This window comes from Aliikangiella litoralis, from assembly GCF_052495765.1.
The window spans coordinates 360819-382332 of record NZ_CP199292.1; the positions used below are offsets into that span (position 1 = coordinate 360819).

The following is a 21514-nucleotide window of genomic DNA, read 5'->3' on the forward strand; positions in this document are numbered from 1 at the left end:
GTAGAGTATAAACCCTAAAGTCTACTATAGGGTCAAGAGGTTTTTGGAAGTTTATGCTGATTTTGTTAAATAAAGGTTAAAGACTTTGTTTAAATATTCTTGCATGAAATTACTTATCTGGCTGTTGTCGGCAAAAGTCTAACCATTGTCTAGACAGTTTTTGATAATCTGAATTATTAGCTGATGAACCGCAGAGTGCCGCTAGGTTAAAAAGGAGTAATTCTTCTAAGTCTGTTTGCATGGGCTGGGCTGGTTGGTTGACTTCGATCCATTTTAATAAATTAGCAACCAGCCTTTGTTGGTGAATCTGTTCCATTTTTAGCTCTGTCTCCAAAATAACATCTCTCAATTGGGAGAACTCCCCAGTGCCACCATCTTTTTTCTCTTGCTCCATCTCGAATCTCAAACTGCGAATATTGCTAGCCCAGGACTGAGCTCTTTTTTCTTCATTAGATATTTGTGCTGTATAAGATTCTTCGAGAGAAATTTGAAAGTAAGTGCTGACCCACAAAGCAAAAAGCATTTGGTTGATATTTTTATTTTGTTCATTTTGCAGCGCTAATAAGGCACTGTTTACTTCTGGATTTGAATAAAAGTCACTTGATGTGCGCCAGAAGTTTTCTGCCGCAGTGCCATTTTGGTGAAGATCAAAAGTTTGTTTATTCATATAGGTTAATATTGGTATTTATTTATCAATTATTCAAGTAATCAATGGCCATATTTGCCAAAGTTGATACACCTAGCTTCATTCCTGACTCGTCAACGTAAAAGTCAGGTGTATGATGGGCGGCTGCCTTTTCTGGAGAAAGTGTCTGAGGACGTCCACCCAGAAAAAAATAAAAGCCAGGCACTTCTTTAGCAAAAAATGAAAAATCTTCTGCGCCTGTGATGGGATCAATTAAAATCACTTTACTTTCACCAGCCTGTTTTTTTAAGGTAGGTAGCATCTGCTGGACTAATTGGGGTGTATTATAAGTGACTGGATAACTAGAAGACATGGGTAAATCAATCTCAACTTTTGCATCCATACTTTCTGCTACTCCTGTGGCTATCTGGCGGAGTTTATGATGAATTTTATTGCGCATTTCAGTATCTAAAGCACGAATCGTTCCAATCATCTCAACTTCTTCTGGAATAATGTTTGATCTGACGCCACCGTGAATACTTCCAATCGTAATGACTGCGGCATTTTGGGTCAGTTTGATTTGACGTGAGATAATTGTTTGTATGCTATTGATAATCTGGCTTGAAACTACGATTGGATCAACACCATTCCAAGGGGCTGAGCCATGGGTTTGTTTACCTTTAACCCGAATGCGAAAATCATCCACACTCGCCATTATACCTCCAGGTCGATATGCAATAACACCAACAGGTGTTTGTGAAGATATATGCAGCCCAAAAATAGCGTCTACGTCTGGAGATTTTAAAACGCCTTCTTTAACCATTAATTCTGCACCTCCTTCTTCACCTTCTGGAACTCCTTCTTCTGCGGGTTGAAAAATGAATTTAACGCTACCTCTAATATTGCCCTTAACTTTTGATAGGACTTCTGCAACCCCCATTAGAATTGCAACATGTGTATCATGCCCGCAGGCATGCATGACTCCAACTTTTTGTCCTGAGAATTGTGTCACTTTTTTAGAAGCAAAGGGCAGTTGGACTCGCTCTGTTACGGGTAAAGCGTCCATATCGGCCCTTAGGGCAACTGTCTTACCGGGTAAACCACCTTTCAAAACTCCGACCACTCCTGTGTGAGCTATTCCTGTCTGTACCTCAAGTCCTAATTCACGGAGGTGTGCTGCAATCATTTTTGCTGTTTCAAACTCTCTATTTGATAATTCTGGATTCTGATGAATATGTCTGCGCCATCGAATGACTTTGCTTTCTACTTTATTGACTAATTCAGGTAAAAATTCGAGAGAGCTCGTTTGAGCATAACTGTTAGTCGTAATTGATGAGATAAACATCAGTGTGATGGTTGTTAGTAGAAGAGACTTCATTGTGTTTCCTATCTATTTTTTTAGAGTATGCAGCTTTCAGGTGAATGACTTAAAATTTTTCCCGAATATAATTTCTTTAGTTTAAGTTAAAGGATAGAATAAAAAAATGAAAAATTTACTGGATTAAACAATGGCTGGGCAATTTAATCATCCACAGTTGGCTAATACTGAGCGGCTTATTTTAAGGCCGGTGACAGAGAATGATGCCGAGGCAGTATATTTATATAGAAATCAGCCAGAAGTTTCTTTATTTCAAGGCTGGACACCTGAATCTACCAATGAAGTGGTTGAATATGTTAAAGGTATGCAAGCAAGAAAGGCGGCTGACGCGGGGCACTGGTATCAAGTGGCGCTTCAGCTTAAAGAGCAAAAAAATATAGTCATTGGTGATGTTGCTTTCTGTATTGATGTTGAAACTCAGCAACAAGCTGAATTAGGTATTGCATTAGATACGCAATATCAGAAAAAAGGTTATGCAGTTGAAGCAATTAATGCATTAATTCACTATTTATTTGCCAAACATCAGTTGCACAGGATCCATGTTTCTATAGATCCTAGAAATCAAGCCTCTCAGCAGCTATTTAAAAGAGTTGGTTTTAGGTTTGAGGGGCATCTTAAAAAAAGTGTTTTGTTTAAAGGTGAGTGGTGTGATGATGTGGTTATGGCTATTCTGCGCTCAGAATATAAAAATGCTTAATAATCTGAAATGAATATTTTTACAGATTGACACGACGATGAGTCGTTTAATCCATTCACTTAGTACGAATATGCAAAAAGCGACTCTATCAATAGAGTTAATTGACTGTAAATAAATACAAGTGCGTATCGTATTTTTCGAGTAATTGGTGTTTCTTTGTTAATAAACTAGCTGAATTATTGATTGTTACTATTTTTATTTTGCGGGATTCTGCTGCTAATTGTGGAGGAAACTGCTCAATCGGTGACGTTGTTAAATTAAAATGGCTAAATATTTTGCAAAGTACAATCAACTCATATTGAGCCTTATAAGGCAAAGTATCTAATGTTGAAATGTTAATTTGGCTAAAATATTCAGCAACTTTTTTTATTTGCCGCTCGTTAAAGTTAATCTGGTTAAAGGTGGTAATCGAATAACAAATTTCTACTTGTTTTTCTATTGATAGCTGAACTGGTTGTTTAATTATTAGTGATAGGTGCTTAATTAAAACCTGATATACCTCTTCGGCTAAACTAATAAACTGTTTGTTATTATGCCAAATTATAGATTGAGTGATGGTATTTAAAAGTTGAGTATTAATATAAATTTCGTTTTTGGAATTGTTGGTCGTTGGGTGATATTGAGGCTCTAAAAATGCACTTAATTTTTGTTGCATCGTATTTTCAATAATTTGCGCTTGTTTATAGTGAAGTCCTGACTTATCGGCGGCCGCCTTAATATTAAAGAAATAATCTAGATGATAGTGAGTATTTTCAATGATGGTGTCTTGGCCTAAAAATGCTAATAAGAGTTGTCGTTCATTTTTATCCAATATTTTTATTAACTGATTCCCTGATACTTTGAAAGGAGGATTGTTGCTGTAATTTTGTTGGCTGATGCAAAAACTTGTTTGTCGATTAAATAAGTGCTTTTGAATATTGAGCAAAATACGATTGGCAAGGTAAATAAATTCGCCACTTAAAAAAACCTTATCTGCAACTAGTAAGTATTCAGCTAAAATGATATTTTCAATGGTATTAACTTGATACTTTTTATTCTCTATTCGATAGAAACCACCTTCTACGGCATCTATCGTTATCTGCTTGATAAATTCAATCGTTTTTCTTTCTAAAGAGTCTTTTTCCGATACTGAATCTGTAATTGGTTGGTGAGCAAAATGATGGAGGCGTTTTTTTAATTGGTTAAGTTGCTCCCATGCCACATAGTAATCGGAGGAAAAATCGAGTAGCATCTTATTTTAGCTATTTTTCGATGCGCGCTGACAGCAAACTTGATCTCGCCCTTTTTCTTTTGCTCGGTATAGTGCTTGATCCGCCCTGGAAAATACGGCTTTGGCTGTATCACTATTTTCAAATTCAGAAATACCAATTGACATAGCAATTGAGATGGTTTGAGCTTCGTATGTAACTTTAACTTCTTTGACTCCTTGGCGGAGTTTATTCATGGCTTTAGTTGCATCAATCAAAGGGGTTTCAGGCAATAAAATAACAAATTCTTCTCCACCAAAGCGAGCGACAAAATCAGACTCTCTTAAACTAGCTTGTAAATAATGAGCTATCTCTTTTAGCACTTGATCTCCAGCAGCATGTCCATATTCATCGTTAACTTGCTTAAAGTGATCAATGTCGCATATAACTAAACTTAAAGGACTACGGTAACGTCGCCATCGATTATACTCTTGAGTGAGTCGTTCATTGTAAGAATAGCGGTTGGGTAAGTGAGTTAGCGGATCAGTTTGGGCTCTCATTCTTTGTTCTGCAAACTCTTCTTTTAATCGTGAAGACTCATCTTCTGTCGCACGTAATTGTTCTTGCAAGCTATTAATACTTTTTTGTAGTTTTTTTTCATTGCTTTCTTGTTGAGTGCAAAATTGATTAACTTTTGACAAAATAGAATCAATTTTTTGATAAACATGCTCTTTAAGTTCTGGTAATGAAGTTGCCGACTCGACATCATTTTTAATGTCAATAACGCTGCCTTTAATTTCTTGATCAAGCAAGTTGCTATTCTTAGTGACTTGTTGGCTATACTGAGAGGTATTGTTAATAAAGCTATTGACTCGTTCAATTCTTTTATCGAGAGACTTTAAAAAGCGTTCAAGCTGTTCATGCTCGTGGCTGGCAATATTGACAAATGCGCCTGTAATAAGCTCCAAAATATCTGCTAGCTCTGCAATTGAATTGAGTAGCATCACTTTTTCAGTCAGTTTTATTGCAACTTCTTGGTAGTGATCAATTGCTGAGAGCTGATCAATTAAATGTTGGAGTGATGTCCTTAATTCATCTGGAACTTGTTCAAGAGGAGCCGCTCTATGCTCGTCAGATATTTCTTGTTGTTTGTTTGATTGAAATAGATTACTGAAAAATCCTTTCTTTTTAGTTGAGGGCTTAGGTGTTGACTCAACGCTATTAACATAGTTTAAAATAACATCCACAATTGACTTTGAAATTTTTACAGCTTCATCATTTTGTATTTTTTGTTGGACTTTTTGTAACTCTATCTTTAAATCAGAAGGTAGTCGACTATCTTTAAACAGTTGCATAAAGTTAGCGTCGTGTTCAATAACTTCAATTTTGCCGCGTGGAATGACTTGTTCGTCTTCAATGGTTAGTAAGAGTTTACTAATTTTTTCTGTGATATTTTTTAATTCGTTTATATCAGAGTCAGACTTAATACCATCTCTTAATTGTTTGAGTAGTTCATCTAGTTCGTCTGATATTCCCATGCCGACATAACTTAAACGAGAAACACATCGTTTCAACTCTGCTTGTTCTTCAACAAGTTCCTGAATTTGTATTTCACTCATTGTTATTTCGTCACTTTAGTCATCAGTAGAGTTAATTCAAATAGTACTCAGGAATTGTTTTTATACTTTGGAGTTTATCAGGGATTTCTATTTCCATCATAATAGGCAAATGATCAGAGACGCCTAATTCCATCACCTGGCAATCAACAATTCTTAAATTACTACTAACCCAAATTTGATCATAGTGATGTTTGGGATTCCAACGTGGAAAAGTTGGCTGAATATTATTACCAACAGTAACATCTAAGCCGCTCTTATTGAATTCTTTTGCAGCTTGTTTATGATCACAGTTCATGTCACCCATAATAACATAATATGGGTAAGCTGCGAGTAGCTCACAAATATAAGTGAGTTGCTTCTTTCTGGCTTGAGGACTGAGTGCTAAGTGAAGGGATAAAACGAGCAGTTGATGTTCGCCCTTACCAAAATTTGCTTGTAATGCGCCTCGACCTGCGATTCTTCCTGGTAATTTATGATGAACAATATGTTCAACGGGGTGCTTGGTTAATAAACCATTTGAGTGTGCTGCAAATTTACCTAAATGTCTATTTTGTTGGTGGTGCCAATGAGGAAAGCCGCCTTTTTGAGCTAAAAATGCAACCTGATTAACAAATTGTGTTCTTAAGCTGCCAGCATCAACTTCTTGAAGCGCTACAATATCAAAATCAGCCATCCATTGTGCGATGTTGGCGAGATGAATCTGGCGCTTGGAATCTGGCAGGATATGCCGCCAACTTTGCATGACGTAGTCTTTATAGCTATGACTTCCAATTCCTACCTGAATATTATAACTAAGTAACTTTAAACGATTGTCAGAATGTTGAGTGGGTGCTGTCGGTCTGTATTTATAGCCTGAATCAATCATAAGCCCTTGTTTAATTAGTTAAATTATTGAGTTAAAAGGAAACTAACAATGTTCATTAGTCGCTGGCTACTTTTAGCAGTGTTAGCATCCACAGCATAGTTCTCTCTTATAATAATAGTCGGAACTTGAGAAATGGAAAAAGTTTCTGCACGTTTTCGATAATCTTTTTCAGCCTGCCATACCGCTAGCTCATTAACTCTAGGAAACTGCTCAAGTTTTAAAGTTTGCTTTAGCCAATCAAGTGTTGATTCGTAGCTATTAAAAACTGAGCAGTCAGATAAACAGGCCTGATAAATAGTTTCTTGGGGCGGTACATTGACCTGAGCCGCAACCAATTGCTGTATTACTGGCTGAATATAAGCTTGCTCTCGCCAGTTTAGATGAGCAATTAATGGTGTTCGTTTAATTGTTAGATTTGGATTAGAAGCCTGAAAGTTAGTAAGCGCTTCCTCTATCTGTCTACATGGTTCACAGCCATACCAATAAAAAAACTCAATATCAGCAATTTTATTTAAGTTATCTAGTTCATTATTCACATCGACTAATTTAGTTTGTACTTTCCAGTAATCTACACCTTCAATATATACTGCCGATTCTTCAGCAAATACTGCTGATATAAAACTAAGCAACAAGCTTAATGTTGTGAATAGCTTTAAAAATGTCATGAAAATAAACCTGTTATGGTTAATAAATACGAGTTTTATTATACGCAGTTGATAATGGAGTTAAATAGTGTAGACATAAAAAAAGCGGTTAAGTTAACCGCTTTTTGATTTTAAAGCTCAAAACCTTGTTTAGTGTAGCCCAACCATATAGTAAGCTAATGCTTCGATTTGCTCGTCACTCATTTTAGCAACAACATCTCTCATAACATTATTTAAATCATTATTTCGTTCACCACTTCTAAAGGCTATTAGCTGAGCTTTTACATACTCAGGATGTTGTCCCCCAACACTTGGATATCCTGCTGCAGCCATGCCATTGCCAGTAGCACCATGACAAGCCATACAGGCAGGAATACCACGATCTGAATCGCCTGAACGATATAAACGACTACCTAATTCAATATATTCTTCAGGTACTGCTGAATATTGGATTTTTTGTGAAGCATAGAATGCGGCTACGTTCTCTATGTCTTCATCACTTAACATGTTTGCCATTGGAGCCATTGTGGCATTAGGTCTAGCACCAGACTTGAAATCATGTAGCTGTTTGATTAGATACTTCTCACCTTGACCTGCAATCTTAGGGTTTATTGCTAATGGGCTATTACCATCAGCGGCATGACAACCTGCACATACAGCTGTTTTACTTTTCCCCTTGGCAGCATCACCTGCTGAAACATTGCTAACAAATAATGCCGCTAACAACAAACCGATAGTTCTATTCATTTTATTACCTTTAGCTAAAATGCGGTTTTTAAAATATGACTTGATAACACCGTTGACCAAATTATTAAGTCTAAGCCTTGCAGGTTAATGGCTGCAAAACATATACTTACACGCTATCGAATCGAGAATGCGTGAATTATAGGCAAAGCGAGATCAAAAAGCCACAGCTCATGATGAATACTAATAACAACCCTTTCCGAGTTGCCCGTTATTTAATGGGAGCTGCTGAATTAAAACAATTACCGCCAGATGAAGGCATTGAAGTTGCTTTAGCTGGTCGGTCTAATGCTGGTAAGTCTACGGCTCTTAATGCTATTACAGAGCAAAAAAGCTTAGCCAAAACAAGCAAAACGCCTGGGCGGACGCAATTAATTAACCTTTTTAGGCTTGATGATGATTGCCGTTTGACTGATTTACCGGGTTATGGATTTGCAAAAGTCTCTAAGAGCGTTAAGGAAAAGTGGCAAACAACCCTAAGCCATTATTTGCAGCAAAGAAAATGTTTGCAAGCATTGGTGGTTTTTATGGATATTCGTCACCCTATGAAGGAAACGGACAAGCAAATCATTAATTGGGCTGTTTCTGCTGAAATACCTACCCATGTCGTATTGAGTAAGGCCGATAAGCTAAAATCTGGGGCCCGTAAAGCAGCTCATTTGGCTGCAAACAAGCATTTAGCCAGAATTTCTCCAGATATTACAAGCCAGGTTTTCTCTGCGACTCAAAAAATTGGTATTGAAGAGTTAATTGAACAACTAAAAATATGGTATGGCTTTGAAGGTGATGAGTAAAATTGTCTTCTCATGTCATTTTTGCTTCATAAACCCATGTTACTTTTTATCTTTTTATATTAAATTTTAGGTTTTTTCTATACATGCCTCTAAAAATAGCGATTAATGGCTTTGGCCGAATGGGCAGGTTATTTCTGCGCACAATTTGGGATTCTCCTGAGCTTGATGTTGTTCATATTAATGAACCTGCAGGCAATGCTGAATGTAGTGCTCATTTGCTTGAGTTTGACTCTGTGCATGGCAAATTTAAGCATAATCAAATTGTCGCCGAAGACGATAGCATTGTCATTCAAGGTAAACGAATCAAACATACTCAAGAAGTGAGTATGGAAAATACCGACTGGGGAAATATTGATTTATTAATTGAAGCAAGTGGATGTTATCGAAAAACGGCCATGTTTAGTCGAGTTTTTGAGCAAGGCGTAAAAAAAGTATTAGTGGCATGCCCGGTTAAAGATGGTGATACTTTGAACATTGTTTATGGTGTTAATCAACATTTATATGATCATCAGTATAATCATTTAATTACTGCTGCCTCTTGCACGACTAATTGTCTTGCCCCAGTGATCAAAGTATTACAGGATAGTTTTGGTATTGAACAAGGGGCAATGACAACCATACATGATATTACTAATACGCAAACTATTATTGACAGCGCACATAAAGATCTTCGACGAGCACGTTCTTGTGCTGAGTCATTAATTCCAACAACCTCAGGTTCGACTACTGCGATTATGAAAATTTTTCCAGAGCTTGAAGGTAAATTAAATGGACTAGCTGTCAGAGTGCCAATCGTCAATGCTTCTATTGTCGATCTAGTTGTAAATACGAGCCGTCAAACCAGCATTGAAGAAGTGAATGCTGCTTTTGAAGCTGCATCTAAAGGTGTCTTAAAAGATATTCTTGGGTTTGAAACCCGGCCTTTGGTTTCTGTTGATTATAAAGACGACAAACGCTCTGCTATTATTGATGGATTATCTACTCAAGTAACTAATGGTAATTTATTAAAAGTAATTGCTTGGTATGATAATGAGATTAATTATGTTGAGCGAATGAAAGATATTTCTTTGATGATAGCTTCACATTATTAAACGCTTTTTAGTAGACTTTTTTACAAATACTTTCACTCCTTATGTTAAGTATGGAAAGCTACCTAAGCGCTGCTTATGTTATGGTTGCGCAAGCTATTTCTGGTATTGTATAAAGATCTCAATAAAAATGAGTGCTAAAAGTAGCCTGAAATTATTATTACCTAACGATGCTCAAGGTCAACTTTTTAAATGGGTGTTGGTAATAACTGGCTCAAAAAATACACCTGATGGAAAAGCAGCTTTTAATGCCGCATTAGCTTTATTAATAATTCCTGTCTTAATGCTTATAGCAGATCAAAATAGTTATAATCCTGCATGGATTATTGTCGGTGGCCTTTTGATATTTGCAATAGTGTTTGCAATTAACTCGGCAATTCATTCATTTTTAATTTTGAGTTATGCCACTCAAAAAGACGTTAGTTTAGATGTAGGCTTTTATTATATGTCTAATACTGCTGGACGACTAGTCGGAACACTTCTGTCTGGATTTGTTATCTTAATTTTGGTTTTTTCTCATGTATTTTTGACGCTGCGATTATGATAGTTTTTGGCTTATTGTGTTCATATCTTCTTAAACAAAAAGTGTAGTTTTTTTTGTCACATATCGGTTAATATTTTAAAGCTTTTTACCTTTTATTTTGAGAAAAAAAGTTTTCAAAAGTATTTTAATAATTTTATTCTATGATTTTATTGCTAATAAAATGAGCTATTAGAGTTATAACTAAAAATATTGGCCATTTGTTCTCGAAAGGTAATACTCGATATTTCTATTTTGATGAGTCTGTCACGTTTTTTGATAAATATGAATGGAAAATGATAAAAATACGCCTTAATTAACAATTGTAGTCAAGGGAAAAGCGCTAATATCTGGCGGAATAATTAATATAATAAAAGGGCTTCATTGAGTGAGTATCGATAAAAGTAGAGATAGCTATTGTTACAATGAACGTCAAAAAATTGACAATTTTTGTTTGATGAACTGGGATGGTATTGGCATAGCAATTAATAATAGTTGTATTCAGTCTGTTATGTTAAGTAGTGATATGGACGATCACATCAATCAGCCATTATGGAGTGAAATTAGTTTGCTCTATTTAAATCGCCATTTTAATTTAACTCAAATTAGAACGCCAGAGAGAAATCGCGTTGTTATTTTAAAACGACAAGACTATCATTTTGGTCTATATTGCGAAAAAGTTGCTTTTACTGACTATCAAGTCAAAGGAAAAATAGCTAAATTACCTGTTTCAATGTTTTCTCATCAATCTCCCATCCAAGGCTTAATACAAATTAATGAACAGGAATATTTTGAAGTTAATTTTGAAAAGTTATATCGTTATGTCACTTTAACGCTTATGCCTGTTAATCAATACTTCATAAAAGAAAGTCGGGGAGTAGAATATTTATGAAACAAGAGAACCAAGTTTCAAATGCTTGGTTATTGGAGTATGTACCCAATCAGTTTGTGGCTATCAGTACTCAATCAATGCAAGAGTTTATTGTCTCTCCCAATATTATTGAAGTACCTTTAACACCTCATTATTGTAAGTCTGTTTTCCGTTGGAGAAACAGGTTACTCCCGGTATTAAATTTAGGTAAGTTATTAATTAATTCTCAGCAGAATAAAAGTAAAGTTGTTGTTATTAAATATTGGAATGGTAATCAGGTCGATTTTGCTGCGATTCAGTTACACAAACAGCCAGTTTTAATTCAAATATATGACGCTGACTATTGTGATTTATCTGAAGACGCAGATACCTTGAGTAAAATTACAAGGGCTTGCTTTAGATACAATGGTTTGAGGATCCCTATTATCAATTTAGAGAAGCTATTTTTAACGCCAAATCTGGTTTCAGGAATACAAATACCAATGTTAATCACTGAATATTAATCGGTTTATTATAAAACATACGTGTTTAATTATCCCCGCTTTGTTGAGTTATGCTACCATAATGCAAGCATTAAGAAATTTTATGTCTATTAACTTTTACAAGCATAACTTTTCCTCACTAATACCAACAGAAAAGTATCAATAAAAGAGTATCAATAAACGAATGGAAGATGCATTAGAAATAATACAAGCGGCTGCTATTACTCAGACAATTCCAATGGAGTTGCCTGATGAAGATTTATTAGTTGAAATTGAAGAGCAGTTATTATTACCTATTCCTTCAGGGCTGAGAAGCTTTTTACTCAATGTGAGTGATTTAGTCTGCGGAGCAATAGAGCCAGTAACCGTTTGTGATCCTCATATGCATACTTACTTACCTGAAGTAACAGCTGAGGCATGGGATAATGGTTTATCTAGAAGTTTAATTCCAATTTGTCGTATTGGATTGGGGTACTACTGTATTAACCAGGAAGGAGAGGTTTTATTATGGCAGGCTGGCGAACTATCTGATGAGTCATGGGAGAGTATTTGGGAATGGGCACTTGATGTTTGGGTGAATAGTTAGCCGTTTGGTCAGTTTAAGTTAGTTATCAGCTGGACAAAAACTGTTTTGCTATTGATGATTTGTTTTTAATAGCTTAGATTCAACTTCACCATGATATTTTTCTAAGACATAGAGTCTATCATATTCATTTTCTTTTATTTTTCCAAAGGGCTTACCTCCTAATAGCTCAACCAAAACCGGGGTTGTATTGCTATGACCGACAATCAAGATATTTTCTTTTAATGTTGTTATTTCGTTAGCAAACAACAGTAACTTTCCTGGGTCATAAAATTCAATATCAATTTTAAGTTGTTTTGCTAGTGGTAATGCTGTTTGTATGGTTCTTTTATATTGAGTTGAAAATATTCTTTTTATATTTTTAAGTTTTAATGTTTGTGCTAACTTTTTTGCTCTTTGTTGTCCTTGCTGAGTGAGAGATGGGTTTTTTGTGTCATCAGTTTGCTTTTCAGCGTGTCTAACTAAATAAATTGTTACTGTTTGATCTTTAAGAGTATCTTCAGCATTAACGGTTGAGCATAGTAGCAGCAAGCCGATAGTTATTATTAAATATTTCATTTTATTTTCTCAAGTTATTGATCAAACTAACAAGTTGGGTAATCTTAATATTACTGAGCTGGCGATAGTCAAAATAAGGGCTTACAATGAGTTTATATTGAGAGTTTATTGCAAAAAAATCGTCAAGCCACTCAACCTTTATATTTAATGACAATTGTGAAAAGTAAGTTTTACCACTAATGATATGGATCGGACTGGTTGCATTTGAACCTGTTCTAGCAGCATGTATATTCGGTTTAGAGAAAAGCAGTAGTTCTTCGCCTGAGTCAGTGAGTAGTTCATTATCTCTCAGGGTTTGCCAGGTTTTAAAATGTTTGGGTTGTAGTTCGAATATTAACTTAGCAAAACAATTGAATATTTTACGCCAGTGATTTCCAGTTAATTCTCCAATTAACCGGATTTCGCCTTGCTTTAATCCACGAATGTTAGTGAGTAACTTAAACTCATCAAGTGGTGGGCGGTTAGCATTGTAAACTATCAGTTGTGCATTAGGATTGCCGATACCAATCATTTTTGATTTATTCATTAAGCTGTACTATCCAACTCAGTAAGTGAATGAGCTAGATAACTTTGTGACTTCTGCCCAATAATTAGTTTTTGGCTTTAAACATTGCGGCATCAATAATTGACCATAAATGAATGATCCAACCTAAGAAAAACCACCATAAAAAACCAGCTAATAAAAACTGAATGATGGCTAACAAAAGTCTGCCTTGTAATAATTGGCCTAAACCAGGAATAAAAAAACTACAAAGTGCGGCAATAATGTTGCCAGCAGAACCTTGACCAGACATAAGTAACTCCTCTAATTAATCAGGTAATCAACAAATTCATATGAATAAGGGTTTTTATCATCAGCTTGAAATGCTTCTCGTTTAATTTCTGTTAACGCTAATTGCTCATATTCAGGAAATTGAGTGTCACCATCAACGGTTAAATCAATAAAAGTTAAATACAATTTATTGGCAATTGGCAGCGCTTGAGAGTAAAGAAAACCACCTCCAATGATCATTATTTCTTTTACATTATTGACTAACTCTATCGCCGCTTCAATTGAATTTGCCGTATCACATCCTTCAGCCTGGTAGCTTATTTGACGACTGATAACAATATTTTTCCGGCCAGGTAAGGGGCGACCTATTGATTCAAATGTTTTCCGACCCATAATAATGGGTTTATCCATAGTAATGGTTTTAAAGTGTCTTAAGTCTGCTGGTAGGTGCCAGGGCATTTGGTTATCTTTGCCTATAACTCGATCTTTTGCCATAGCGGCAATGAGTGAAATAATGGGTTTGGTCATTCGCTTTTTTCCAGAGTGATCACTTTATTAATGGGTTAACCGTTGTTTAAATTATATGTTTAACGTGTCGTTATACAAATTATTGCAGCTTTTTGTCTTATACTGCCACAGGCGCTTTAATATGTGGGTGTGATTCATAGCCAACAATTTCAAAATCTTCATATTGATAACTAAAAATATCATCGGGCTTACGTTTTATGTTTAGCTGTGGTAAAGGTAAGGGAGATCTTTGTAATTGGATTTTTGCTTGTTCAAAGTGATTAGAATATAAATGAACATCACCGCCACTCCAAATAAACTCCCCTACCTCTAAGTTACATTGTTGTGCCATCATGTGTGTTAATAAGGCGTATGATGCAATGTTAAAAGGAACCCCTAAAAAAATATCGCAGCTACGTTGGTAAAGTTGACAAGATAATTTTCCATCAGCCACATAGAACTGAAATAAAGAGTGACAAGGCGGCAGCGCCATTTCATCTGCCACACCGGGGTTGTATGCAACCACCATAATTCGTCTGCTATTAGGATTGTTTTTAATGGTGTCTACAACATTGGCAATTTGATCAACAGTAGTGCCATCTGGCTTTTTCCAGCGACGCCATTGCTCACCATAAACGGGACCTAAATCACCATTTTCATCAGCCCACTCATCCCATATGCTGACCCCATTTTCTTTTAAGTATTCAATATTTGTATCGCCATTAAGAAACCACAGTAACTCGATCATAATGGAGCGTAAATGCAACTTTTTAGTGGTAACTAAAGGAAAGCCTTTTTGTAAATCAAATCGCATTTGGTAACCAAATACACTGCGAGTACCTGTACCCGTTCTATCACCTTTGTCTGCGCCATTATCCATGACATGCTGTATCATCTCTAAATATTGTTGCATTAAAAACTCCTGAATTTAAACGGGGGTGGTTGTTAAAGTTTTCTTTTTATAAGCCCAAATAATCATCACTAACCCAACAATAATCATGGGTAAAGATAATATTTGTCCCATCGATAAAAATTCAGCTAATTCCTTTAAATGCTCATCGGGTTCGCGGAAGTATTCAATAATAAAACGAAATACACCATAACCTAATAAAAATACACCGCTTACAGCCATTTTAGGCTTAGGTGTACGGCTATAAAAATACAAGATAATAAATAAGACAATACCTTCTAAAAAGCATTCATACAACATAGAAGGGTGACGATAAACACCCTCAGGATCATGCGGAAAGTGCATTGCCCAAGGAGTTGATGATAAGTCAGTGACTCTTCCCCAGAGCTCCCCATTAATAAAATTGCCAAATCTCCCCGTGGCTAAACCAATAGGTACCATCGGCACGAAGTAGTCAGCAATAACAAAGAAGGGTTTTTGAGTTTTACGAGCAAAATACCAAAAAGCCACTAGCACACCTAATAAACCGCCATGAAATGACATACCACCATCCCATATTTTAAATAGATAAAAGGGATCTGCGATAAAAAAGTCGAGATGGTAAAACAAGACATAACCGACTCTACCGCCAAGCACGACACCTAAAAAACCGTAAAACAAAAAATCACTTACCTGATCTGCATTAAACGGACTGTTGGTCTGTTTACTACGCACAGTGCCCATCCACCAGGCTCCTGCAAAACCTAATAGATAAGTTAATCCATACCAGTTGAGGCCAATAGGTCCCCATATCTGAAAAATAACAGGATCAAAACTTGGAAATTCCATAAATCACGAGTACCGATGGGTTAATTATTGGTTAATGTTAAGGGTATTGTTTCAATCATAATTGATTTAAACCGTTCACTCTAAAACAAGTGGGTATTAAGACCAGTGACTATATAGGATTTGCCCACTGGTGAAAAATAAAAATAGAGCGAATAACTGTTTCAAGCGTTTTTCTGCAATAAAATGGGCAACTTTGGCGCCCCAAGGGGCACTTAAGCTAGAAAAAATAACAATTCCAGCGAAGGCTGGCCAGTAAAGATACCCAGAAGCATATGCTGTTTCAACTTGCTTCCATCCCGAAAAGCCATACCCAATGGCACCAAAAAGCGCTATTGGAAAGCCGCAGGCTGCTGCTGTGCCAACGGCTTGTACCACTTTTTTTCCACGATAAATTAAAAAAGGAACTAATACAGAGCCACCACCGATGCCTATTAATGAAGAAATAGTACCGGTTAAAACGCCATAACTCACATAGGGCCACTGGTTTTGATTAGGGTGAGCTTTAGGTGTGTGGCCAGATAGCAAATAACAAGCCGTTAATAGCGCACCGCTAACAAAAATGGTGATTAAAACGGTGCTATTCAGTAATGAGGCTAAAGCGGCGCCAAGTATAGAGCCAATAATTAGCCCAGGAACTATAACTTTAAAGAGCCGCCAATCTACAGCATGTTTATTATGGTGGGCTTTAGTCGAAGATAAAGCAGTGATACAGATACACAGTAGTGATGTGCCAATCGCACTATGAACAACTTCATTTTGAGGGATACCAGCCAACGGCAGTGCCCAGACTAATACTGGTACCACAACAAAACCACCGCCAATGCCAAGTAATCCTGCTAAAAAGCCTGCGGTTAGTCCAGCCAGGATGAATATAAGCCAAATTTCCAAAAGACAACCTAATGTGGTGGAGTATGTGGAGGGGTATTGTAACGAAAGGTGGAGGAGTTGTTGATATTTTTTAGTTTTGGGTAATAGAGTGATTTTTGTAAACAGGCTCTCAATATTTAGTTAAAGGGGAGGATTTATTTATGTGATAGCGTTCTCATAAATAAGTTTTTAAGAATTTATCACTATATTTGGTTTTTAATCAATGTTAATTTTTGCTTCACAAATCCAAGGATAGGAAGTTTTTGCTTGGGTAAAAATCAGTCTTTTTAAACTTAAGTTATTGTCATAAAAGGGAATCTAATGAAAATTTTTCAAACTACTTTTCTTATTTTTTATTCAAGTCTATTTTATTGCGTGGATATTTTTCTAAAGAGCAAAAGCGTTTTTCCAACTAAAAAACGATTAAAAATAGTTTCTTGTTTGGTTATTTTATCATTTGCTCAAGCTGTTAATTCATTAGAGCTAGAGCGATGGGTATATTTATTTGAAGGCAAAGAATATAAAACCCTATTAGAAGCCGAAACAGCATTGCGTAATTCTGATTATAAATATCGTAATCATCAATTGGTTAAAACACAAAAACATGTCAATAAAAATATTATTAGAATATATGATCAACCGACTGTTCAAGCCGTGAGAGTGGGTGAACTAGAATATGGCAAAGAAGATAAGTGGGGAAGTAGTTGGGCTGAATATATTAAAATGAGAGACGGTGAGCCTGAGTGTCCTGATTCATTTGAAGTCATAGAAAGGATATCAGACAAACCTACTCAAGGTTGTGGTGGTTATCCTTGTGATGAAGTAGATAGTAATAATTACTTTAGCCATACTTGGAAATTTCTTCGTATAACGAACAATTATAATGACGCAGATACTAACCCAGGTTGCTTTACTGCCTTTGAATATACCAGTGATCATTATGAAAGAGCGCAATTTCAATGCCCTGAAAATTTCCATTTACTACAAAAAGGAGCTACCTTAACCAACGCTTATTGTCAGGAGTTTAACGGTAATCTTGAAAAAATAATTACCAGTAAAAGAACCCAATATTGTACGCCCACCGAAGGCAATCCATGTAGCCCCATTACAGGACAAAAAACTGAAAGCCTGGTTGACTATGCAAGTGGAGAGTTAAATTTTTCTCGTCATTATTTTTCAATAAACGAATCTCCCAATTTAGGTTATTACACTCAACCTTATATCGGTCAAGGATGGACTCATAACTATGCCGCCAGATTAAGGGATAAACGATATTTAATTACTGAAAAAGGAAATATGATATTTATCTCTGATGATAATAAAAGCATTGATAGCAATGTTTTTATTAAAATTGATGTCATTGGCAAAAACTACTATGCAAGAAAATCCAATGGCAGTAGTTTACGTTTTAACGCTTCTCGCAAGAATGTCAATGGTGAAATGTTGTTAGATGCCATTATTGATGTATCTGGACGAGAAACCAAGGTGGAATATGAGCAACATGCATGGCAATACTATCGAATTAAAAAAGTGATTGGCCCATCGGGGCATCAGTTATCTTTTGAGTATGATGGGCAAGGTAGAATAGAAAAGCTTATTAGTCCCGCGGGAGAATTTGTTGTTTATGTATACGATAGAGCTGATTCAACAATGGTGACTACCTCTCGGCTAGTTAAAGTGGTTTATCCTGATGAAACTGATATTGAATATCATTATGAAGATACTAATTATCCTTATGCGCTAACGGGTATTTCACATTCTGGTATCAGATATGGCACTTATGCTTACGATACTAAAGGACGAGTGATTGAGTCGGGGCATGCCGATGGCTATGATAAAATTAAAATCACTTATAATGATGAGACGAGTGTAGTTACTTATGCTGACAACAGTACCAAAACCTATAATATTTCAAAAGGGTTGGAAGGCTCTCAAGATAAAGCAGCCCAAATATTTCAAGGAAAAAGTAGTACCGCATTCAAATGGGAAGGCGCTAATGTAAACATGGCGAGGCGACTGCTTGAAAAAAATATGCCTTCCGGTGAAAAAATTGAGTATCAATATACGGGCAATCATCTCACCAAAAAAACTCAAAAGTTTACCTCCTATATTATTGCTGAAAATAGTAATCCTGAAAACTTAGAGTTAGTGAATAAAACTTTTATTACGGATTATGAGTATTTAAGTGATGATGAACATTTGCCAACGAAAATTACTAGTACCAGTGTGAGTGATAATACTACTCATAAAAAAACAGAGAGTATCTCTTATCATACTGACTTTAAAAAGCCAGTTCGTGCTGCTATGGATGGGTTTACTTTTGATGGTGTGCCAGTTAGTCATCAAACCACATTTCAATATAATGATAAAGGTCAATTAAAACTGATTGATGGTCGGAGGGAAGATGTTAATGATTATCAAACTTATGAGTATTATGACTGTTATCACGGTGGAGAGTGTGGGCAACTTAAAAAAGCTACAAACGCATTAAACCAGATAGTGACTTATGATACTTATAATGCTCATGGGCGTGTCACTCAAATGACAGACAGCAATGGCTTGATTATCCAGTTTGAATATCGAAGTCGAGATAATCAAATAACTCAAATAAAACTGCGTGATGGCAACCGCACTAGAGTTTCAAAGTTTAGTTATTATGATAACGGACTCATTCAATCGGTCACTTCGCCTTCTGGTGCTTCCAATACTTACTTTTATAATGCGGCCAAAAAGCTCATTAAAATGACCGATAGAAATGGCAATAGTAAAGTATTGGATTATGACCTTAAAGGAAACTTAACGAAAGTCAGCTTAAAGAATTCTAACGACCAATTAAAGTATGTTAATTCAAGTCAATATAATGAATTCAACCAGTTGGTGGAGTCAATTAATGGTAATCAAATTAAATCGGAATTTGGTTATGATGAAGCTGGCAATATTGAATTGTCAACTAATGGATTATTAAACAGTACCTCATTTAAATATGATCAACTGAATCGTTTAAGTAAACGAGTAGACGCGTTAGGATATGCTACTTATCAAGAACACAATGCACAAAATTTACTAAAAAAATTAAGAGATGCAGAAGGAAAAGATACGCTTTATGACTATGACGACCTAGGAAATTTATTAAAAATTACCAGCCCTGATACTGGGATAACTCGGTTCACTTATGATAAAGCCGGTAATGTGCTGACCAAGAGAGATGCAAGAGGAGTTACTGTTACTTTCACTTATGATGCACTTAATCGAATCAAAAGCCAAAGTTATTCTGATAGCTCAGAAAACATTATCTATATTTACGATGATACTTCTAATGGTAATAAAGGGGTTGGGCGATTAACCAGAATTATTGATGAAAGTGGTATCACCGATTATATCTATAATGGATTTGGAGATATTATTAAAGAAACACAAACCATTAATGGTAAAGCTTATGTCATGAAATATAATTACGGTAATTCGGGGTTGATGGCAGGGAGCATTTATCCAAGCGGTCACTATTTTGATTACTGGTATAACAATGTTGATAAAGTTGAAGAGATTTACCATCTGGCACCAGGAGATGATGCTCTATATCCCTTAGTTACTAATATACATTATTTACCTTTTGGCCCAATGGAAAGTTTAACCTATGGAAATAGGCAAAAGTTGAGCCGAACTTATGATTTGGACTACCGATTAACTGATCAGATAACAACTGGCATTCAGCAGAAAAAGTATATCTATGATTTAACTGACAACGTTAAAAAAGTCATTTATCCACTGAACCATCTGTTGGATGAATCTTATGATTATGACAAGCTTTCGAGATTAGTTGTTGCTAAAGGAACATATGATGACTTGGTTTTTAGCTATGACAAAATCGCTAATCGCCAAAGTAAAACTTCAGGTGTCAATGTTGGACAATATGTTTATGCAGATAACAGTCATCATTTAACTGCCATTACCGGTCATGGGGCAAAAGAGTTTACTTATGATGATGTTGGTAATACTTTAACGGTGGGTGATTTAACTTTGACTTATAATCATCAAGGTCGACTAAAGAGCGCTTCTAAAGTGGGAATGAGTGCTACTTATCACTATAGTGCTAGAGGTGAACGCCGTATTAAAAGAGTCAATGGTGTTGAAACCCATTTTGTTTATAATTATTTAGGACAGTTGATTGCTGAAGCGAATAATGAAGGTATCAGTAAAGAATACATTTATTTACACGGACAACCGTTAGCACAAATCATGAATCAACAAGTTTATTATTATCATAATTCTCATTTGGGTACACCTGAGGTGATGACTGACTATGGTCAAAATACTGTTTGGCAAGCAAGTTATAGTCCGTTTGGAAAAGCTACGGTTACTACCAATATTATTGAAAACAATTTGAGATTTCCGGGGCAGTATTTTGACAGTGAGACTGAGTTACATTATAACTATTTTAGATACTATGACTCGGAAATTGGGCGGTATATCACTAGTGACCCGATTGGATTGAATGGTGGGGTTAATACTTATGGATATGTTGGGGGGAATTCGGTTAATTATGTGGACCCTGATGGCAAAATTAGACGCCGCCTATTTCATATGTGGGCGCGATTATGGAAAGAACCTCACATGGTTCTTAGAGAAATAGGAAGGGAAATGTTTCCACCACCTGTTATTCCAGTTACGCCAAATGAGTCAGGTAATGTTCCATTAGAAGCTGAATTGCCTCCTGGTTGGCCTAATCAGCTTAGTGAAGGGTCGGATGACAATGTGATACCATTTCCTGGGGGAAAAACTGCTGATGATCTAGATGAATGTGAAGAAAATGATGATCCTTGTGAGGAGTGGTTAGATCAACTTACGGCGATGTCATTAGCTATAAAGCTAGGCGCTAATATTGATGATTTAACTAAACAGTCATTTAATAACTCAGTTAAAAAATTTAAAGCATATTGTCCTCACCTTGCTAACCAGATTAGTGAATTATAAAGGA

The 21514-nt window shown here is 36.0% G+C and carries 22 protein-coding genes; 8 read left to right on the forward strand and 14 right to left on the reverse strand.

Features of this window, described 5'->3' with window-relative positions; genetic code table 11:
- Positions 1-109: 109 nt before the first annotated feature.
- Both ACT5E3_RS01590 and ACT5E3_RS01595 read right to left on the reverse strand, forming a co-directional pair.
- Positions 110-667 (reverse strand): TIGR02444 family protein, encoded by a 558-nt coding sequence (locus ACT5E3_RS01590; protein ID WP_444996574.1) that lies wholly within the window; start codon positions 665-667, stop codon positions 110-112.
- Between the two features lie 25 nt (positions 668-692).
- A complete protein-coding gene (locus tag ACT5E3_RS01595) occupies positions 693-2003 on the reverse strand; it encodes an amidohydrolase (RefSeq protein WP_444996575.1) in 1311 nt (436 codons plus the stop codon).
- 130 nt (positions 2004-2133) lie between these two features.
- Here ACT5E3_RS01595 and ACT5E3_RS01600 point away from each other — a divergent pair, with 130 nt between their 5' ends.
- Positions 2134-2700, forward strand: a complete 567-nt coding sequence (locus tag ACT5E3_RS01600) for a GNAT family N-acetyltransferase (RefSeq protein WP_444996576.1) — start codon at positions 2134-2136, stop codon at positions 2698-2700.
- 97 nt (positions 2701-2797) lie between these two features.
- On the opposite strand, the gene ACT5E3_RS01605 is transcribed toward ACT5E3_RS01600, so the two are convergent.
- The 5 genes from ACT5E3_RS01605 to ACT5E3_RS01625 all read right to left on the reverse strand — a co-directional run bounded on the left by ACT5E3_RS01605 (position 2798) and on the right by ACT5E3_RS01625 (position 7762).
- Positions 2798-3931: a hypothetical protein gene (locus ACT5E3_RS01605; RefSeq protein ID WP_444996577.1), complete on the reverse strand. Its 1134-nt coding sequence runs from the start codon at positions 3929-3931 to the stop codon at positions 2798-2800.
- Between the two features lie 6 nt (positions 3932-3937).
- Entirely contained in the window at positions 3938-5506 is a 1569-nt protein-coding gene (locus ACT5E3_RS01610; RefSeq protein WP_444996578.1) for a GGDEF domain-containing protein, read from the reverse strand.
- 31 nt (positions 5507-5537) lie between these two features.
- Positions 5538-6371 (reverse strand): endonuclease/exonuclease/phosphatase family protein, encoded by an 834-nt coding sequence (locus tag ACT5E3_RS01615; RefSeq protein ID WP_444996579.1) that lies wholly within the window; start codon positions 6369-6371, stop codon positions 5538-5540.
- 23 nt (positions 6372-6394) lie between these two features.
- Positions 6395-7036, reverse strand: coding sequence for a hypothetical protein (locus tag ACT5E3_RS01620; RefSeq protein WP_444996580.1), 642 nt, complete (start codon positions 7034-7036; stop codon positions 6395-6397).
- A 129-nt stretch (positions 7037-7165) separates the two neighbouring features.
- Entirely contained in the window at positions 7166-7762 is a 597-nt protein-coding gene (locus tag ACT5E3_RS01625) for a c-type cytochrome (RefSeq protein ID WP_444996581.1), read from the reverse strand.
- Between the two features lie 170 nt (positions 7763-7932).
- Between ACT5E3_RS01625 and yihA the strand changes: the two genes are divergently transcribed.
- The 6 genes from yihA (at position 7933) to ACT5E3_RS01655 (ending at position 12100) form a co-directional block, all read left to right on the forward strand.
- Entirely contained in the window at positions 7933-8553 is a 621-nt protein-coding gene (gene yihA / locus ACT5E3_RS01630) for a ribosome biogenesis GTP-binding protein YihA/YsxC (RefSeq protein WP_444996582.1), read from the forward strand.
- Between the two features lie 83 nt (positions 8554-8636).
- The gene (locus ACT5E3_RS01635) at positions 8637-9644 is read left to right on the forward strand and encodes an ArsJ-associated glyceraldehyde-3-phosphate dehydrogenase (RefSeq protein WP_444996583.1); all 1008 of its coding nucleotides are present in this window, start codon (positions 8637-8639) and stop codon (positions 9642-9644) included.
- A 127-nt stretch (positions 9645-9771) separates the two neighbouring features.
- Positions 9772-10185 carry a hypothetical protein gene (locus ACT5E3_RS01640; RefSeq protein WP_444996584.1) on the forward strand — a complete coding sequence of 138 codons (414 nt, stop codon included), beginning with the start codon at positions 9772-9774 and terminating at the stop codon, positions 10183-10185.
- Positions 10186-10549: 364 nt separating this feature from the next.
- Positions 10550-11053, forward strand: a complete 504-nt coding sequence (locus ACT5E3_RS01645) for a hypothetical protein (RefSeq protein ID WP_444996585.1) — start codon at positions 10550-10552, stop codon at positions 11051-11053.
- The gene (locus ACT5E3_RS01650; protein WP_444996586.1) at positions 11050-11535 is read left to right on the forward strand and encodes a chemotaxis protein CheW; all 486 of its coding nucleotides are present in this window, start codon (positions 11050-11052) and stop codon (positions 11533-11535) included. The genes ACT5E3_RS01645 and ACT5E3_RS01650 overlap by 4 nt, the downstream gene beginning before the upstream one ends.
- Positions 11536-11698: 163 nt before the next feature.
- Positions 11699-12100, forward strand: coding sequence for an SMI1/KNR4 family protein (locus ACT5E3_RS01655; RefSeq protein ID WP_444996587.1), 402 nt, complete (start codon positions 11699-11701; stop codon positions 12098-12100).
- A 48-nt stretch (positions 12101-12148) separates the two neighbouring features.
- Here the strand turns inward: ACT5E3_RS01655 and ACT5E3_RS01660 are convergent, their stop codons facing one another.
- From ACT5E3_RS01660 to ACT5E3_RS01690, 7 genes are all read right to left on the reverse strand, one after another.
- Positions 12149-12655, reverse strand: coding sequence for a SixA phosphatase family protein (locus tag ACT5E3_RS01660; RefSeq protein WP_444996588.1), 507 nt, complete (start codon positions 12653-12655; stop codon positions 12149-12151).
- A gap of 1 nt (position 12656) precedes the next feature.
- Positions 12657-13181 carry a DUF6942 family protein gene (locus ACT5E3_RS01665; RefSeq protein WP_444996589.1) on the reverse strand — a complete coding sequence of 175 codons (525 nt, stop codon included), beginning with the start codon at positions 13179-13181 and terminating at the stop codon, positions 12657-12659.
- Positions 13182-13245: 64 nt separating this feature from the next.
- Positions 13246-13449 carry a hypothetical protein gene (locus ACT5E3_RS01670; protein ID WP_444996590.1) on the reverse strand — a complete coding sequence of 68 codons (204 nt, stop codon included), beginning with the start codon at positions 13447-13449 and terminating at the stop codon, positions 13246-13248.
- An 11-nt stretch (positions 13450-13460) separates the two neighbouring features.
- Positions 13461-13955: a type 3 dihydrofolate reductase gene (folA, locus tag ACT5E3_RS01675; RefSeq protein WP_444996591.1), complete on the reverse strand. Its 495-nt coding sequence runs from the start codon at positions 13953-13955 to the stop codon at positions 13461-13463.
- 97 nt (positions 13956-14052) lie between these two features.
- Positions 14053-14847, reverse strand: coding sequence for a thymidylate synthase (gene thyA / locus ACT5E3_RS01680; protein WP_444996592.1), 795 nt, complete (start codon positions 14845-14847; stop codon positions 14053-14055).
- Positions 14848-14862: 15 nt separating this feature from the next.
- Positions 14863-15672 (reverse strand): prolipoprotein diacylglyceryl transferase, encoded by an 810-nt coding sequence (gene lgt / locus ACT5E3_RS01685; RefSeq protein ID WP_444996593.1) that lies wholly within the window; start codon positions 15670-15672, stop codon positions 14863-14865.
- A gap of 96 nt (positions 15673-15768) precedes the next feature.
- The gene (locus ACT5E3_RS01690) at positions 15769-16560 is read right to left on the reverse strand and encodes a sulfite exporter TauE/SafE family protein (RefSeq protein ID WP_444996594.1); all 792 of its coding nucleotides are present in this window, start codon (positions 16558-16560) and stop codon (positions 15769-15771) included.
- A 300-nt stretch (positions 16561-16860) separates the two neighbouring features.
- Between ACT5E3_RS01690 and ACT5E3_RS01695 the strand changes: the two genes are divergently transcribed.
- Positions 16861-21510, forward strand: coding sequence for an RHS repeat-associated core domain-containing protein (locus tag ACT5E3_RS01695; RefSeq protein WP_444996595.1), 4650 nt, complete (start codon positions 16861-16863; stop codon positions 21508-21510).
- Positions 21511-21514: the final 4 nt, after the last annotated feature.

What these genes read in the sequence shown, in the direction of transcription:
- ACT5E3_RS01640 (WP_444996584.1), top strand. Translation starts at nt 9,772, where the DNA reads ATGAGTGCTAAAAGTAGCCTGAAATTATTATTACCTAACGATGCTCAA.
- ACT5E3_RS01615 (WP_444996579.1), bottom strand. Translation starts at nt 6,371, where the DNA reads ATGATTGATTCAGGCTATAAATACAGACCGACAGCACCCACTCAACAT.
- ACT5E3_RS01695 (WP_444996595.1), top strand. Translation starts at nt 16,861, where the DNA reads ATGAAAATTTTTCAAACTACTTTTCTTATTTTTTATTCAAGTCTATTT.
- folA (WP_444996591.1), bottom strand. Translation starts at nt 13,955, where the DNA reads ATGACCAAACCCATTATTTCACTCATTGCCGCTATGGCAAAAGATCGA.
- ACT5E3_RS01670 (WP_444996590.1), bottom strand. Translation starts at nt 13,449, where the DNA reads ATGTCTGGTCAAGGTTCTGCTGGCAACATTATTGCCGCACTTTGTAGT.
- ACT5E3_RS01605 (WP_444996577.1), bottom strand. Translation starts at nt 3,931, where the DNA reads ATGCTACTCGATTTTTCCTCCGATTACTATGTGGCATGGGAGCAACTT.
- ACT5E3_RS01660 (WP_444996588.1), bottom strand. Translation starts at nt 12,655, where the DNA reads ATGAAATATTTAATAATAACTATCGGCTTGCTGCTACTATGCTCAACC.
- lgt (WP_444996593.1), bottom strand. Translation starts at nt 15,672, where the DNA reads ATGGAATTTCCAAGTTTTGATCCTGTTATTTTTCAGATATGGGGACCT.
- ACT5E3_RS01610 (WP_444996578.1), bottom strand. Translation starts at nt 5,506, where the DNA reads ATGAGTGAAATACAAATTCAGGAACTTGTTGAAGAACAAGCAGAGTTG.
- ACT5E3_RS01590 (WP_444996574.1), bottom strand. Translation starts at nt 667, where the DNA reads ATGAATAAACAAACTTTTGATCTTCACCAAAATGGCACTGCGGCAGAA.
- ACT5E3_RS01595 (WP_444996575.1), bottom strand. Translation starts at nt 2,003, where the DNA reads ATGAAGTCTCTTCTACTAACAACCATCACACTGATGTTTATCTCATCA.
- ACT5E3_RS01635 (WP_444996583.1), top strand. Translation starts at nt 8,637, where the DNA reads ATGCCTCTAAAAATAGCGATTAATGGCTTTGGCCGAATGGGCAGGTTA.
- ACT5E3_RS01620 (WP_444996580.1), bottom strand. Translation starts at nt 7,036, where the DNA reads ATGACATTTTTAAAGCTATTCACAACATTAAGCTTGTTGCTTAGTTTT.
- ACT5E3_RS01665 (WP_444996589.1), bottom strand. Translation starts at nt 13,181, where the DNA reads ATGAATAAATCAAAAATGATTGGTATCGGCAATCCTAATGCACAACTG.
- yihA (WP_444996582.1), top strand. Translation starts at nt 7,933, where the DNA reads ATGATGAATACTAATAACAACCCTTTCCGAGTTGCCCGTTATTTAATG.
- ACT5E3_RS01600 (WP_444996576.1), top strand. Translation starts at nt 2,134, where the DNA reads ATGGCTGGGCAATTTAATCATCCACAGTTGGCTAATACTGAGCGGCTT.
- thyA (WP_444996592.1), bottom strand. Translation starts at nt 14,847, where the DNA reads ATGCAACAATATTTAGAGATGATACAGCATGTCATGGATAATGGCGCA.
- ACT5E3_RS01655 (WP_444996587.1), top strand. Translation starts at nt 11,699, where the DNA reads ATGGAAGATGCATTAGAAATAATACAAGCGGCTGCTATTACTCAGACA.
- ACT5E3_RS01650 (WP_444996586.1), top strand. Translation starts at nt 11,050, where the DNA reads ATGAAACAAGAGAACCAAGTTTCAAATGCTTGGTTATTGGAGTATGTA.
- ACT5E3_RS01625 (WP_444996581.1), bottom strand. Translation starts at nt 7,762, where the DNA reads ATGAATAGAACTATCGGTTTGTTGTTAGCGGCATTATTTGTTAGCAAT.